The organism is Saccharicrinis fermentans DSM 9555 = JCM 21142, assembly GCF_000517085.1.
In the GTDB taxonomy this organism is placed as follows: domain Bacteria; phylum Bacteroidota; class Bacteroidia; order Bacteroidales; family Marinilabiliaceae; genus Saccharicrinis; species Saccharicrinis fermentans.
The window spans coordinates 3,325,637-3,340,848 of record NZ_KI912107.1 but is presented as its reverse complement, the minus strand read 5'-3'; the positions used below and the strand labels follow the sequence as shown (position 1 = coordinate 3,340,848).

Annotated in this window: 17 protein-coding genes and 4 pseudogenes; 13 read left to right on the top strand and 8 right to left on the bottom strand. The window is 37.3% G+C overall.

The features are described from left to right. Positions 1–39: 39 nt before the first annotated feature. The 8 genes and pseudogenes from CYTFE_RS0113615 to CYTFE_RS31970 all read right to left on the bottom strand — a co-directional run. Positions 40–960, bottom strand: a complete 921-nt coding sequence (locus CYTFE_RS0113615; protein ID WP_027472229.1) for a PfkB family carbohydrate kinase — start codon at positions 958–960, stop codon at positions 40–42. Between the two features lie 191 nt (positions 961–1,151). Next, the gene (locus CYTFE_RS0113610; protein WP_027472228.1) at positions 1,152–1,697 is read right to left on the bottom strand and encodes a hydrolase; all 546 of its coding nucleotides are present in this window, start codon (positions 1,695–1,697) and stop codon (positions 1,152–1,154) included. Between the two features lie 19 nt (positions 1,698–1,716). Continuing rightward, complete coding sequence (locus CYTFE_RS0113605; protein ID WP_027472227.1) at positions 1,717–2,484, bottom strand: MBL fold metallo-hydrolase; 768 nt, start codon at positions 2,482–2,484, stop codon at positions 1,717–1,719. Positions 2,485–2,523: 39 nt separating this feature from the next. Beyond that, complete coding sequence (locus tag CYTFE_RS0113600; protein ID WP_027472226.1) at positions 2,524–3,183, bottom strand: B3/B4 domain-containing protein; 660 nt, start codon at positions 3,181–3,183, stop codon at positions 2,524–2,526. Between the two features lie 492 nt (positions 3,184–3,675). Continuing rightward, the gene (locus tag CYTFE_RS0113595) at positions 3,676–4,344 is read right to left on the bottom strand and encodes a hypothetical protein (protein WP_027472225.1); all 669 of its coding nucleotides are present in this window, start codon (positions 4,342–4,344) and stop codon (positions 3,676–3,678) included. Positions 4,345–4,391: 47 nt separating this feature from the next. Beyond that, positions 4,392–5,453, bottom strand: coding sequence for a TonB-dependent receptor domain-containing protein (locus CYTFE_RS0113590; protein ID WP_152541772.1), 1,062 nt, complete (start codon positions 5,451–5,453; stop codon positions 4,392–4,394). Then, on the bottom strand, positions 5,428–5,925 hold the full coding sequence (locus CYTFE_RS0113585; RefSeq protein WP_027472223.1) for a TonB-dependent receptor plug domain-containing protein: 498 nt from the start codon (positions 5,923–5,925) through the stop codon (positions 5,428–5,430). Before CYTFE_RS0113585 ends, CYTFE_RS0113590 begins: the two co-directional genes overlap by 26 nt. Further along, positions 5,926–6,153, bottom strand: a pseudogene (locus tag CYTFE_RS31970) (carboxypeptidase-like regulatory domain-containing protein); the annotation flags it as partial. It abuts the gene before it with no gap. Positions 6,154–7,257: 1,104 nt separating this feature from the next. Here CYTFE_RS31970 and CYTFE_RS0113575 point away from each other — a divergent pair. From CYTFE_RS0113575 to CYTFE_RS0113515, 13 genes and pseudogenes are all read left to right on the top strand, one after another. Further along, a complete protein-coding gene (locus tag CYTFE_RS0113575) occupies positions 7,258–7,512 on the top strand; it encodes an ATP-binding protein (protein ID WP_027472222.1) in 255 nt (84 codons plus the stop codon). Between the two features lie 183 nt (positions 7,513–7,695). Beyond that, on the top strand, positions 7,696–7,974 hold the full coding sequence (locus CYTFE_RS26520; RefSeq protein WP_044262805.1) for a tyrosine-type recombinase/integrase: 279 nt from the start codon (positions 7,696–7,698) through the stop codon (positions 7,972–7,974). 154 nt (positions 7,975–8,128) lie between these two features. After that, a pseudogene (locus CYTFE_RS31965) lies at positions 8,129–8,314 on the top strand (phage integrase N-terminal SAM-like domain-containing protein); the annotation flags it as partial. After that, a complete protein-coding gene (locus tag CYTFE_RS31535) occupies positions 8,311–8,682 on the top strand; it encodes a tyrosine-type recombinase/integrase (RefSeq protein WP_027472221.1) in 372 nt (123 codons plus the stop codon). The pseudogene CYTFE_RS31965 and the gene CYTFE_RS31535, both read left to right, overlap by 4 nt. A gap of 10 nt (positions 8,683–8,692) precedes the next feature. Next, a pseudogene (locus CYTFE_RS31960) lies at positions 8,693–8,950 on the top strand (tyrosine-type recombinase/integrase); the annotation flags it as partial. Further along, positions 8,947–10,108, top strand: a pseudogene (locus CYTFE_RS32170) (IS91 family transposase). The pseudogenes CYTFE_RS31960 and CYTFE_RS32170, both read left to right, overlap by 4 nt. A 368-nt stretch (positions 10,109–10,476) precedes the next feature. Further along, positions 10,477–11,532, top strand: coding sequence for a tetratricopeptide repeat protein (locus tag CYTFE_RS0113545; RefSeq protein ID WP_027472220.1), 1,056 nt, complete (start codon positions 10,477–10,479; stop codon positions 11,530–11,532). Between the two features lie 680 nt (positions 11,533–12,212). Then, on the top strand, positions 12,213–13,589 hold the full coding sequence (gene ltrA, locus CYTFE_RS0113540) for a group II intron reverse transcriptase/maturase (protein ID WP_027472219.1): 1,377 nt from the start codon (positions 12,213–12,215) through the stop codon (positions 13,587–13,589). Continuing rightward, positions 13,586–13,729 carry a hypothetical protein gene (locus tag CYTFE_RS30025; RefSeq protein WP_154665673.1) on the top strand — a complete coding sequence of 48 codons (144 nt, stop codon included), beginning with the start codon at positions 13,586–13,588 and terminating at the stop codon, positions 13,727–13,729. Before ltrA ends, CYTFE_RS30025 begins: the two co-directional genes overlap by 4 nt. An 8-nt stretch (positions 13,730–13,737) precedes the next feature. Further along, positions 13,738–13,962, top strand: a complete 225-nt coding sequence (locus CYTFE_RS0113530) for a hypothetical protein (protein WP_044214532.1) — start codon at positions 13,738–13,740, stop codon at positions 13,960–13,962. A gap of 41 nt (positions 13,963–14,003) precedes the next feature. Then, complete coding sequence (locus CYTFE_RS0113525) at positions 14,004–14,285, top strand: hypothetical protein (RefSeq protein WP_027472217.1); 282 nt, start codon at positions 14,004–14,006, stop codon at positions 14,283–14,285. Beyond that, the gene (locus CYTFE_RS0113520) at positions 14,285–14,611 is read left to right on the top strand and encodes a hypothetical protein (RefSeq protein ID WP_027472216.1); all 327 of its coding nucleotides are present in this window, start codon (positions 14,285–14,287) and stop codon (positions 14,609–14,611) included. The genes CYTFE_RS0113525 and CYTFE_RS0113520 overlap by 1 nt, the downstream gene beginning before the upstream one ends. Before the next feature lie 178 nt (positions 14,612–14,789). Then, a complete protein-coding gene (locus tag CYTFE_RS0113515) occupies positions 14,790–15,059 on the top strand; it encodes a hypothetical protein (protein WP_027472215.1) in 270 nt (89 codons plus the stop codon). The last annotated feature ends 153 nt before the right edge of the window (positions 15,060–15,212 follow it).

Below are 15,212 nucleotides of genomic sequence, written 5' to 3'. Positions count from 1 at the left end.
GTTATTGCTTGTCTATTATTGGGTTTCGTCTTTTTGTAATTATCTTTTTATGGAGGTGCTGAAGCCAGGGGGGACGTAGTTATCTTGTCTTTTACATACTTCAGAAGAGAATTGGATGCCTTGTTGGATCAAAAAGTCCCAGTCCTGTTCTTTTAATGACTGCAAGTCGTTTTTTGTAATATGGCTGATCAGTATTCCATGAATGATTCCTGCATTGAAATTATCGCCGGCACCAATGGTACTAACAGGTTTTAAAGGCGGAACTGGGTAGTGTTTTTGCATATGACCACTGTGCATGAATACTCCATGTGCATGGGCTGTATAGATGAGGTGAGCACACTGCTTTTGGATCTTTAAATAAGTTTGTTCGGATGATGCTGCTTGATAAATATTGTCAAAATCTTCATTGCTGCCTCTTATGATACTTGCTAAACTTATATTCTCTTGGATATATTGAAGATATAAATCCTTATGGCTGTCGTGTTTTTTTCGAAAATTAGGGTCGTATAGTAGGATGCAATTTTTTTTGTTTGCCTGGTCTAAGATAGGGTGCACTTGCGTTCTGATGTCAGGAGAGACGGCATAGGAGGATCCAAAGAGAACGATGTCTCCTTCTTTGAAATCGGGCTGCGATAGCCTGCGCCTTTCCTGTGGGTAATTTTTGTAGAAGTCGTAGCTAGCATTGTTGTTTTTATCGAGAAAGGCCAGTGCTAGGGCGCTTTGACCTTCGTTATGCCGCTTTATGTATTGTGTGTTAATTTTGTTTTTATGCAGGAAGTCTAGGATGATATCACCTACTTTGTCGTTACCTATTTCTGAGATGAAATAGCATGTGTGTCCCATTCTGGCTAAGGAAACCAATGCATTTAAAACGGAACCGCCAGCTTTGGCAGACAAGGCTTGTTCTTCTTTGAATACCACGTCTAATACTGTTTCTCCCAACCCAAAAATTCTACGCATTTTATTTTGTTGAATGAGTGTTAAATAAGAGACCTTAGATTAATGCTAACTCAGTAAGAAGAGTTGGTGTCTTGATATGTGTTTACAAAATACTTGTCTGTGAAGAAATATCCCAATGCGAACACCTTATTTATCTTTTTAACGTATAGCAATGTGGCCTAAGCTCCCTTATTTAAGTTCTCCTATTTATTTTATTTTACTAATTTAGAGATAGCCTTAAAGGTATCGCTACCTGCATGACGACATAGCTCAAAAAGAATCGATTCATAGCTGCTTACCAGTACGCCTTCTTGTAACATACGACTAATAGCTATTCTTTTGTTTTCTGGGTTTCTGGATCCGACACAATCTTCAATGATGACTGGTTGAAATCCTCTTTCTTTTAAATCGATCGCTGTTTGTAACAGGCAGATGTGGGCTTCTATACCAAATAAAATTACATACCTTTTATGACTGCCTTCTTCCATTTTATGCATGAAGGAGGCGTCATCGCAGCAGCTAAAAGCAGTCTTTTCAAAAGTAGGGCAATCTTCTACTTTTGCTTTGATGTTTTCGATGGTATCTCCTAAGCCTTTTTTATATTGCTCTGTCACCATCATAGGAATGCCTAAGGCTTTTAGTCCATCCACTAAAATCTCAGTGTTTTTGTTGAGTTGTTCGTGCTCATGGATGTGAGGAAACAGTCTTTCCTGAATGTCTACTGCTATTGCAATTGCTTCGTCTTTTAGAATTCTCATTGTATTATCGTTTTAAATTTTATTCGTCCTGAAGTGTTACTAGTTCAGCTGCATCATATCTTGATGTTAGGTTGATGTCATATTTGTCAGCCAAGTGTTCAAAGGCCTCCATCGCAATATCTCCTCGGTTGTTGTCTTCGGATATATGGGATAAGTAAATGGTCTTTAGTTTTTTTGAGGCGTGATTTTCTATCAGTTCAACGGCCTGTTTATTGGATAGGTGACCTTGATTGCCGGCAACCCTTTGCTTTAGATAAGCGGGGTATTTTCCGTTTTCTAGCATGTCCTCGTCATAGTTTGCTTCCAGAAAAAGAAAGTCGCATTGGCTTAAGTGGGACTTGACATTTTCGCAAGCCTCACCAATATCTGTAAAAATACCTATGTTAAGCTCGTTGATTTGTACTCTAAAGCTACATGGGTCGGCCGCATCGTGGTTCTTGGAAAAAGAATGAACCGTAAAAGGACCAATTTGCATGGTATCACCCGGACTAAATGTCTTGATGTGGGGTGGACGCATGGTGTAATGACTGCGGTTTAATGTTTGTTCCGAAATGTAAAAGGGGATCTCTTCTTTTTTACTTAAAATCTTGGCTCCACGGTAATGATCCTGGTGTTCATGTGTGATAAAGCCCGCTTTTAACTTAGTGGGGTCGATACCTCTGGACTTCATCCGTTCCATTATCTTGCGTCGGCTTATCCCTGCATCTATAATGATGGCTTCTTCGTCACTCCCTATGTAATAACAGTTACCGTTACTTCCTGAAGCCAACGCACAAATTTCAATCATCTTTTTTGCATTTTTAAATGAAATAATAATATCAATCTATTAAATATAGTATGTTTTTATATGGCTTGCCATTGCATATTTTTGAAGTAGATCTGCTGTCTCGCTGATGGCTTGTTCCAATTCGTTGTTATGGTTAAAGCTTATGAATATGTATAGTATATCTCTCGTTTTGTCAGTGATCATGGTGCGAGTGGAGTCGCTTGTAGGAGTTCCGAAAGCGCCCTGATTATCTCTAAAAACAGGTAATGAGTCTATGTTGACAGTGCCGCGACCAATACCTTCGTATGGTTCTCCTTCGGCTCCTATTCCCAAGGTGATATCCTCGCTAATCAATTGTGCATCGTATCCGCAAATGGAAAAGCCTGTTTTGATAGAGATGTAGTTTAGTACATCTACCACGTTGGATATTTGATAAAGATCTTTGCCGTTGGCAATTCTGCGCATAAGTGCTTCTGCAGCCGGACGATAGCGGTTAGGGTCTTTGCCCAATGCTCTGTAAGCATCTTTTGTGGCTTTTACCGTTGTTGTTTGTCTGATCGATTCCGGGCTAAGGCTTATTTTTATCTTTTCCAGCTGTTGATGGATCCATTTGCTTTGTTCAGGAGAGCTTGGGTGTACATCTACCGACGCCTCGATACATCCCAGTTTTATATGGGGTAGTATGTCTTTAATTTTGGCTTCTATGTTGATCGCAGGCATTTATTCTGATTTTTATTGATGTGCAAAGTTAATATTTAAACTTGAATTTTATATGAGTCTGTTTTGTCATCATTAATTCGGTAAGTTGAGAGTTTTATTGGGAATCAGTATAATCCAAGGCTGGGTAAAAATATTTTTCACAAAAAAATATGCACTTTGACGCCTGTTGTCCGCACGTATTGTTATTGGTGTCGTCGCAATCGATAATAATTATTCTGGGAAAGCTTGCATAAGAAGTCATAAATGAATCCAGCAATGCTTCTCCTATGCGATACAAATCCTAGTTTGTTACGGTGTTTTCCAATCTGCTCATGGTAGGTTGTGAAGCCAATATGTACCACTTTGGGGTAGCCGGTCGGCACACGCCTTAAAAACCATGTCGCTACGCAAATCATTACAATCGTTACAATCTTCGTAACCAGCAGCAATCTGGAATATCAAGCGCATGGGCAAATCACAACGAAAGCAAGTATAGATTCATGATAAATGACCTCAAAATCGTTTTCGTAAATACTTGCTCTTTTTACGGTCAAAATACCTATAACCTAAAATTAAACTGGTTAAACTAATAATGGTCCCTCCAATACTCAGGAGAATCAGCCATGTTTCTCTTAGCCATCTGTATTTTTCGAAAAAAGAAAAATCGAAGGAGTGAAGCCCTTTGTATAGCCATCTGCGCAGGCGAGTGTTTTTATTGGATACTTTTAATAGTTTCAGATTATTTAAATCAAGATATAAAATAGTGTTATCCGTATTGTTTAAGCTAACTTTTAAAATGGAATTGTAGTTCTTGTTTTTATACTTAAAGTATTCATCCGATGTAGTAAGCCATTGAGTTTCTAATACAGGAATGTTTAAGTCTTTGCTTAAAAAGATTATTACTTCGTCCTTTGTGAACTTTTTAAAACCGACAGAATCCGATAGATGAGCGTTTACAATCTGTGGATTATATAAGTCTTCGGAATAAATAAGGTAATAGGGTTGACCAGCGAACTTTTTCCAAACTATATTTTTTGCATTCTTTAGGTTTTCTTCCTGCAGCGCTTTTTTCAGAGGTAATTGAAAGGCATCAATATCCACCGACTCTGAGAATAGCATATTGCGATAATCAGTTTTATCATTTACAGGTATCATCCATTCCGGAATGTTTGCCAGAGACATTAAACCACTAAATGTAAAGGTAAAGACAAATAACCCAAAGATAAATCCTAAAATATGATGCCATTTGTACCATCTTCTGTTTTTCCTAAGCTTTCAACAATATCGTTTTTTTGTATATAAAAAACACTGGCATTTAATTGAAGTTTAGAATTGTAGTTATACTTTAACCCACCTTCCAATTGATATCCAGATTCTGGTTCAAAGAAAGGCTCGCCATCTTCGGGTTTAAATGTATTCCCATCTCTATCTACATAAATATAATTTGGATTGTATGACGTTCTGTTTGGTCGAAAATAGCTAGCATAAGAAGAATATAAAGATAAATCGTCAATTGGCTGATATACAAGCCCTGCCCTGTATGTTAAGGCGAATTCGTTTTGCTTTGTTTTGGCGCTATGGTCATAGGTATGGGTACTTTCATCTACAGAAGCGGATTGATAAGTCATATGATAAATATCCGCACGAATACCCACTAAACCTTTTAGCTTATTGCTGATATTTAAAAGATCCTGAGCGTAAAAACTATTTAATAACTCGTTGTAAATACTAGCAGCGGAAAATTTTGTTTGTAAATCGCCCTGATTTAATATTGGGTTTTCATAAGCAATATTGGCAAACAGTCCGTCTCCATTTACATCTTCTCCAACATTGTATCCTTTATATGTAGTTCTATCAATATTAATTAAATAATACCCTGCTAAAATTTTGTGCTCAACGGAACCGGTATTTACCTGAAAACTATAATCAAGATAGTTTTGATAAGTATTTGTATGATGCGAAAACCTTAGAGGAAATTCTCTTTGTAATGAGTCAAGACAGATATATTTTCTACTATTTCCACTTAAATAATAAGTATCATAAATGGGATCGTCGCTTGTTAGAAATGGCAAGTACTCTGTTGAAAAGTAATCTATGATATCATGAGCATAATCCGCCTGAAATTTCAGTTTAGAAGTGGGGGAGAAGTTATGAATATAGCGAGCTGAAAGGTTATAGTTTTCATGATCTAAGAAATCAGCAGGATCGTTGTATCGTTGCTCACGATTATAACCTTTCGGAAAATCTCCTTGGGCATATAGTTGCTTATCGCTTGCTATTAATTGCTCCACCTGCACCAGCATTAACTTCCTTGGTATTCCAGCTACCGTATGTAGCTGTCATATTAGCCGTAAAAGCTTCTGTAGGCTTTTTGCGTACAATATTTAAAATACCTCCAACAGCAGAGTGTCCGTATAATATGGCTGCGGGTCCCTTTAAATATTCTATCTTTTCAACCGAAGCTAACGAAGTAACAGGTGCACTGTTCGAGAGGTTCATACGCTCATCCCTGGCACCATCCACCATTATTACCGGACCTCGAAATCCCCTCATAGTAAAAGTTTGAAATCCTCCGTAATTAAGACTTGGAGAAATACCTGTTGTGTATTTTACGGCTTCGTTTAAATTCCAAACCTGACGTTGGTCAAGTAAAGATCTGGTAACGGTTGAAGTAGTAATAGGAATGTCTTTTAAGGGCGCCATAACTTTCAAAGACTCTTCTGTAGGATGAATGCTTTCCTCTTGTACATCAATCTCTTGCAACTCGGATTGGTTTTTTTGAAGTGAAAAATCAACTACTTTTTTCGCATCAACAAAAACTTGCTTTGAAACATTTAGATAACCAATATAAGAAGCTACAAATGTGTGCGAGCCTTTGGTTATATTGGTAATTTGAAAGTGACCTTGTTCATCTGTTGCCGTTCCATGATTAGTGCCGTTAATAGCAACATTAGCACCTGATAGTGGTTTTCCTTGTTCATTGGTTACAATGGGTCAGTGCCAAAAGTTGGGTGTAAATGTTGTTTATAGTTGTCATGCAAATATTTTTGTTAATCTGAATAAGAAGAATTTTACATCAACAACACCTCTGAATTGCATTCTGAAATCCTTTACTTTTGCATTGAAAGATTCTGCTGCAGCATTGGTACTTCCGTTATCTAATTGAGAGCAATGTTTCTAATTTATATGATATTTTTCTTTGCTTTTGAAACTTGCGTTAATGTCCTTTTTACTCGGAAAGGTATATTTTTAAAGGTCCTCATGATAACTTCGTTATTATCATTGCCATAAAAAGGACCAAAAAGGTCTAGAACAATAGATCACTACCTGCCCTGCATCAACTTCCCTTTCCGTCCGGCGCACACTTCCTTCGCGCTAGGCCAACAGCACTACCACCTCAAGTGCGCCCAAGGAAGCTTCTCGCCAACGCCGGCCCCGGCGCTATTGTTCTGGCCAACGCTGCAATACACTAACTGATAGTTTCTTATGCAAATGGAAGATGTCGATTAAATGAAAAACACAACTCAACAACTCCATGACTTTACCAACTCGCCATCCTAACGACCTAACTATCTAACAACTTTACCAACTCGCCAACTATAACAACTCCAACAACTCGCCACCCTCAAGCTTCTCGCCAACGCCGGCCCCGGCGCTATTGTTCTGGCCAACCCTGCGCTCGTTAACCTGATAGTTGAGCTTTCAAATGAGAATCACTCATTGATTGAAAATTATCGTCATGTCCTTTTTGTCATTGCCACAAAAAGGACCAAAAAAGTCTAGAACAATAGATCGCTATCAATCCGCACCGAGCTCCAATTCCATCCTGCACACTCTTCTTTCGCGCTAGGCCAGCCACACTACCACCTCGAGTGCGCCCTTGAAGCTCTCTCGCCAACGCCGGCCCCGGGGCTATTGTTCTGGCCTGCCCTGCGGTCGTTTTATTGATAGTTTAATATTCAAATGAAAGATAACTATTAATAGAAAAATCTTAAATATAGAATTTTATAACTGAGAACTTCTATGTTCTACTTTTTGGAGTCATAACTACTAACTGATGCCGATTATGGCAGGAAAACCTAAACGAATGAGCCAATGGATCTGCTCATCATTGATGATTTTGCTGTAAGAAAAATGGATGGCCAACAGTTACTGGAATTTATGGAGCTTATTGAAGACCGACACGCAAGAAAGTCCACTATTATCATGCGCCAGTTAAAGGTTGCAGACTGGTATGATGTAATGTTGTCGAACACTGCGGCTGCCGATGCCATTATGGGTAGAATCGTACATACCGCATACCGCTTTGATCTTAAAGGAGAAACAAGGCATAAACAACAGAATGAATAATTTTTTGTAAATTCATAGCTGATTTAAAAAGTGAACGGGTATGGCCGTTTTCACAGGGTGGGTATAGACCGTTTTTTCCAAATTGACGACAGAGATTAACTTCATCACCCCACAAAAATAGAATTTACAAACACTTGCATATAAACAGATTTTATATATTTGTATATATAAAAACATGATTTGATGCCTGTAAAGCCCAAAATAATCCTCTCTTTAGCACAACACCGGAAGATGGATGTTGTAAAAATAGGAATAAACAAAAAGGTGACTCCACATATGCTACGCCACTCATTTGCAACTCATTTATTAGAACATGGTGTCGACCTTAGATACATTCAAACGTTTTTAGGTCATGTATCGAGTACCACAACAGAAATTTACACACACGTAAGCAAACGATCTCTTGCAAATATAAAAAGCCCTTTAGACCAAATTGCAGAATGTAAACAATTCAATAACTGATAATTAAATAAATATCGACATAATATATATAAACACAATATGCATTTATACATATGTTGAACGAAAGCTCCTTCGTCGCTAATTAGAAAAGTGGTAACTTAAAGTATTATTCATTAATACTTTATAAGATGAAAAAAAAACATTACGCGCGCAGGTCATTCAAGAAATGCGCTTACGCGGTTACAGTGAGAGAACTGTAGATACTTATGTATCTATGCTCTCGATTTTGGCAAAGTATTACAGGAGGTCTCCGTCAACACTTAGTCATCAGGAAGTAAAAGATTTCTGCTATTATCTTCTTCAAGAAAAAAGCTTTCGAACAGTACCATCAACCAAATGATTAGTGCCTGGAAAATATTTTGGGTGGATATACTTGGGAACAAGTGGGATGGCATTAAGATAAAGCGTCCAAGAGTAGCGAAGAAACTACCCACGGTTTTGTCTCAGTCAGATGCCTATCGTTTGGTGACAAGTTCATATAATGTCAAACATCGTACATTAATGATGTTGACTTATGCAACGGGCATGCGGTGCGAAGAAGCTCTAAGTTTGTTGCCTGAGCAAATAGATTCGGCACGTTTGGTTGTACGCATAAAGGGCAAGGGTAATAAAAGCCGAGAAGTACCACTTCCAGAGGATATATTAGAACAACTCAGAATTTATTTTAAACAGTATCGTCCTTCGAAGTATCTTTTTGTAGGGCTTTAAAAAAGGGAAGAAATATTCCGCAACAAGTTTTCGTAAGATAGTATCACGTGCTGCCTTATCAGTAGGTATAAATAAAGGCGTATCGCCTCATGTGTTACGACATTGTTTTGCTACTCATATGCTTGAAAGAGGTATCAATTTGAAACGGTTGCAGTTACTGATGGGACACAGTTCACTAAAAACAACCTCAGGTTATCTTCATTTGGCTCACCCTTACCTTGGCGAAGTTCCCAATTTGTTAATTCCAATAAAACAGGCACAGCCATGAGTCACACCGAAAATAGTAAACAGAAAATAGAAGTGGCCGATGTTGTGAGGAGCTGTCAAGATGATATTGCTACCAAGTTAAGGTTGAACAAAGAACAACAAAAGCTATTGAAGCTATAACAAGGTGCCGTACATCAGAAGCAGGCGGTCATATTGCGTATTGTAATAACAGCAGCTGTAGTTACAGTCAACAGTCCTATAACTCTTGTCGCAATAGACATTGCCCCAAGTGTCAGTATTTAAAGCAGTAGCAATGGGTCAATAAGCTCACTAGTCGATTAATGCCCGGACGCTACTTTCATATTGTATTTACCATACCAAGGGAGCTACATCCATTGTTTTACATCAACCAACAAGCATGTTATGACTTACTGTTTCGTTCTGCCTCCCAAGCTTTACAAATGCAGGACGCAATCCTTCATTTTTAGGTGCTGATGTTGGAGCACTATGTGTACTGCATACCTGGGGGCAAACATTAATGTATCATCCCCATATTCATATGCTGGTTCCCGCTGGCGGCCTGTCTACGGATGGTATGGAATGGGTTGCTTCGCCCAAGAAGTTCTTTGTGCCCGTAAAGGCATTGTCTGGCATGTTTAGAGGTATACTAGTTAAGCAACTCGAAAAAATACTGATCAAGGAAAAACTGAGGTTACCTAAGGAGTTTGAAGGAGCTCAAATGTTGAAATCAGAACTGTACAGTAAACGATGGAATGTATACTGTAAAAAGGCGTTTGGGGGTATCAACAGTGTATTACAATACTTGGGCAGATACACCCATCGGGTAGCTATATCTAATAATAGGCTAACATCTTTATCGGACAAGCAAGTGAGCTTTACCTATAAAGATTACAGACAAAATAGCAAGCAAAAACAAATGACCTTAAATCAACTTGAATTTGTGAGGCGTTTTATACATCACGTCTTACCTAGCGGATTCTTTAAAATCAGATATGTTGGCATACTTGCAACGGTACATATACATGGTAAACGAGAACAGGTAATTGCACTAGTGGGTGAAAATATGTGGTTGTCAAACCTCGAAGGCCTTACCTCATATGAAGTGTTAAGAGCATTAATAGGAAAGGATCCTTGCATATGCCCCAAATGCAATAAAGGCATAATGGTTCGCACAAGGATATTGCACCAACTAGAATGACATTAAGCAGATAAAACGTTCTTTGTTTCATGGATGCAAATAAAACAACCGTTCATGTGGGTGTAACGGGATTGTTATGCCTTAAACCAAACGAAATTAACATGCTGATGAAAGAATGTTGTATAAATAACAGAGAAATATTAGGATCAGAGCGTTTACAAAGAAAAAGAACTAGATGAAATGTGCATAGGTTAGGCCGCCTTCGTTCAACGTAATTTTATCCTTCATGACTAATAAATATTAGCAATCATAATTTTGGATATTTATCAATGTTCAACTTTTTACTTATCTTGGTCGAACAAAGGATAAAATCCTTATAAGTTAGGCAAAATAGAAAAACCCGTAACCCAGATAAAAGCAAAAATATTATGAAACAAATTTTTACATCATTTCTAATACTAATAAGCATAATTGCATTTGGACAAAACTCCCAAGTTGACAATTTATGGAAATTATATAATTCTCAGAAATATAAATCAGCTATAGAAAAAGCAAAAATATTTCTTGAAAATGAGCCAAATAATATCGACTTAAATTTAATTATTGGACGTTCATATGCAGACATCGGAGAATTTAAAAATGCGCTCACTTTTCTTGAGACTGTAGTAACTAAGGACGAAAATAATTCATGGAGAAAAGCATGGGCACTAAGTTATCTTGGGACTTGCTATTTTATGGTGCAAGATTATAATGATTCTGAATCTTCGCTTAACCAATGTATAAAACTGAATGCAACAAAAAATGCCACTAATAATGCTTACGGGCAAGCTCTGCTTTTTGGGTTTAATGAATTTTATAAAACTTGGAAAATTGTTGAAACTGATAACTTTAGATTCCACTTTCAGAACATGACTGATAATGATATTAAAAGATATGTCTCAACAAGACAGGAAGCGTTTCTAAACATTAATGATTTTTTTGATAGTGAAATTCCTAAAAAGATTGACTTTTTCGTTTGGGACTCAAGAGATGATGCAAAAAGGTTGCTAAGAGCTAATTTAGGATTTGCCAAGCCCAGATTTTGTGTTTTACATTCGCATTTTCAGCAAACAAAAGGACATGAAATGACACATATAATTTCAAACTATTCTACTAAGATGGTTAATAAGACTGGATTGATAAATGAAGGTACGGCTGTTTGTTTTGACCAAACTAATCAAGATAAAGAGAAAATTGTAAAAGATTGGTTGAAAAACAATAACAAATCAGTTTCAATTAAGGACATTTGGACAGACTGGAAAGGTTATCCAGCGGAACTGACATATCCATTGTCTGGGTTATTTGTGAAAGAGTTGATTGATAATTTTGGTAGAGAAAAATATATTGAGTTTTTTGGTAACCAGACATATGATAATGCTAAATTGGTGTTTGGAGAAAAACTTGACAAAGTGATTAAAGACTTTGAAAATAAGATGAATACCTAAATAACTACTTTGCCTAACAATGTATAAAAATAATAGCCGAGATAGCAGTAAATTCAAGGGTTGTAGCACGCTCCAATTTTCTTGTAACTTGACAGGAAAGTACCACGCAGTCGGCTACTATTCTTATACGTGGCCGTTGGTGTGCCACGAAGCTGTGGTAATCCAGTAGGTGTAAATCCTACCTAAATAATTTTGTTAAAAGATTATTGCTTCGCTCAGCATAGCCCAAGTAAACTTGGCTCTGCGTTCGCTTATGGCAATAATTGCTGTTCATTTAGAAGAGCTGCCGACAGTTAAGCCCGTGAGGGTCTTCGCTGAAGCTCGGTATGTTCAAATGACCAAGCCGTAATGCGCAAGCGTGAACCCGTGGTAGCTTCGAGAAGTGTATCAGTAGATGGGGAGAGTTTTGACGGTCTTCGAACCCTGTTACGTTGTATGAATTAACAGCAATTTGAAATACAACGGTCTACCGGAGTCATAGGGATGGCGTGGTTATAGATGGATTATTACGGAACGTGGGAGGTCTCTTGTTTTAAAGTTTGGCAATCTTAAACAGGCTGATATAAGCATAGCGAAATTCAGCAAGGAAACAAGAGAAGTCGGAGGAGCCCATAGTACCACAGACTGTAGCGACAACAAAACGCTGCATAGGGAAGGGGCTCTACTTTAGAGAAGCTTATATGGAAAACAGAACGACCTATATTGACGCAAGTCTATTAGTAAGTCCATCGTCATTTCTGACCGATGAAAGAGTTCGTGAATTCCAAAGGAAGCTATACATTAGAGCCAAGCAAGACAAGGAATTTAAAGCATATAGTTTAAGCGACAAGATGAGCTTAGGCTATGTGATAGAGGAATCCTATCGTAGAGTAAAACAGAATTATTCCAAAGGCACAGGAGTTGACAAGATGTCGTTTGCAGATATTGAGAAATATGGTGTATCCAAATTCCTCAAGGAGTTGCAAACAGAACTTCGTACCAATACCTACCGAAGTCAGGCTGTTCGTCAGGTAGAAATCCCGAAGGAGAAGAAAGGTGAGTTTCGCATGTTGGATATTCCCACCATAAAAGACAGAGTAGCACAAATGGCTGTTAAGATGCTGATTGAGCCACTTTGGGAAGCCGACTTTATTACTACTTCATATGGATTTAGACCCAAACGGGGGGCACAGGATGCAATCAAGCAAATCAAACAGAATATCTACGATGGACATCATTTCATCTATGATGCAGATTTATCGAAATACTTCGATACCATTCCTCACGATAAACTGTTTGTACTGCTTAAAGAACGCATCAGTGACAAAGGAATTCTGGATATTATCGAACAGTGGTTAACAGCCCCAAAACAATTAAAGAACGGAAAGTTGTTGTCGAGTACAGCAGGTACGCCGCAAGGAGGGGTTATTAGTCCATTGTTATCGAATATTTACCTACATGCTTTTGACCGAATAGTCAATAATTCAAAGAGTAAATTCTCCAAAGCAAACATACGAATTGTGCGTTATGCCGATGACTTTGTGCTTATGGGAACTTACTATTACAGCAGAGAAATATTAGCACATATCGATTCATTAATGACACGGATGGGGCTTACCATCAATAAGGAAAAGACAACTATTTTGCATGTGCATAAGAAAAGCCTATTCTTTTTGGGGTTTGAGTTCAGGGTAATCCGCTCCAAATTCGCTTGGAACAGGAAGAACTATACCAACGTCCGCCCGAGTATGAAATCAAGGAGTAAACTCTTTGCCAACATTCGTGAGCTTTTAGCAAAACGTAGGCATTGGAAGATTGAACCTTTGCTTTACAAGCTCAACTCATTATTAATAGGTTGGCTTAATTATTTCTCTATAAGTAAGGTAACGCACATTTGGGAAACCATAAAGGTTATCATCAAACACTTGGATTATAAACTATTTAAATGGCTCAAAAGCAAAGGACGTAAAGCGCACAAGTCGCTTCGCCAGCGACCATACAGTACTTTTGTACAAAGCAAAAGGCTGTTAGACTTGGAAAAGTATGCACGCTTGAAAACCCTTGCGAAAGCTCAATGAAGAACTCTATCGGTAAGCCGTATGAGGGAAAACTTCACGTACGGTTTGATGAAGGGGGCGCTGATAGTTTACTTATTATTGCTACTTTTAGAAGTAATAATGGGAGTAAGCTATCAGGCTCTACTCTACCCAGTAATTGAAGAAAGACATGATGCAATTAAAAAAGATTGATTCGGAAAACTGGAGATTCACACTATATGAGTCTGCTGAAGGAAATTGGTTCGCAGATTTTCCTTATTCACCTCAGAGTTTTATAGATTTGTCTATTTTGCTTGAATTGACCGATAATGAAAAAGCTAATGCACAAAAAAACCGACAGTTTTTAATTGACTTCTCAGAAATAAATACAAAGATTATTTCTCCAGAGCATTGAGTCGGACTGATTATATTTTTGATGATGAATAATATTTGCAAATGGATTACAACAAAAATGTTTATGAGGAAATGTATGAGATTCTAGATAACAATAAAGGTTCAATTGACTCTAAATACATTGATGAAATTTTTCAAGCATTTCAAGTAGCTTCTGGTCAAGGATTTTTCAAAACAAGAATGAAAGCGATTATGGATTACTTATCAACTCATTCATTTGTGATTATTAAGTATTCAGAATTAGATGTTAAGCTAGGAAACCACAATGATATAGAGAGATGCTTTCAAAAACATGATAGGACATTTAAAATTACTGATTTATAATGATTGATAGAAATGAACTTCTAGACCAATTCTCTGCTCCAATGGGAAATTCTGAGAATAAATTTATTGATTATGCGAAAAGTAATGGAATAGTGGATTTTAAAGAACTAATTCTTGAATTTAATACAATACAAAGCATGGTTTATGATTATATATATAAATTCACAGAACCTGATTTACAATTGACAGGTGATGAAATAGAGGTAATATGTCATGATTTTTGCGAGAATAAAATTGACTGGATTAATGACAAAGGAATTAAAGCTTTAAACAGTTGGCTCATTTGGATGTGTTGGCATGAAGGTATTTTAAAGAAAAATGAGTAACAACTACTGGCAACAATGCATAAAAATTATAGCCGAAACAGTAGTGATATAAAGGGTTGTAGCCCGCTTCAACTTTCTTGCAACTTGACAGGAATGAAGCCCGCAATCGGCTACATATTCTTATGTGAGTCGTTATCGCTAATGCTAAAAAAGACAGTGCCAAGCATAAAACCTGAAAATGGAAATAAAAAAAGTAATAAAACAAGACGGAGAATATAAATGTGATATTGATGTGACAGTTGATGAATGGAAAAATATACTTCAGGACAAATCCATAATGAATAAGAATTATGTAGATGTCTTATTGAAATTTCATTCTGAACCTGAACATAAATCAACTTGTAAAGAGCTTGGAATTAAACATAATAAATCCCCTCAGTCGTTTAATGGCACTATAACCAACTTTGCGAAAGCTACCCAGAAAAGCTTAATCGTTTTGAAGTTATAGGAACTGATGGGGAATCCTCTTTTTGGATTATTGCAATGACTGGGAAGTATAAAGGTGAACACTTCGAATGGACAATGAGACCAGAATTAGTGACAGCAATTGATGAAATAGATATTAAAAATACAAATCAATTTGATATGGATTATTTCAATT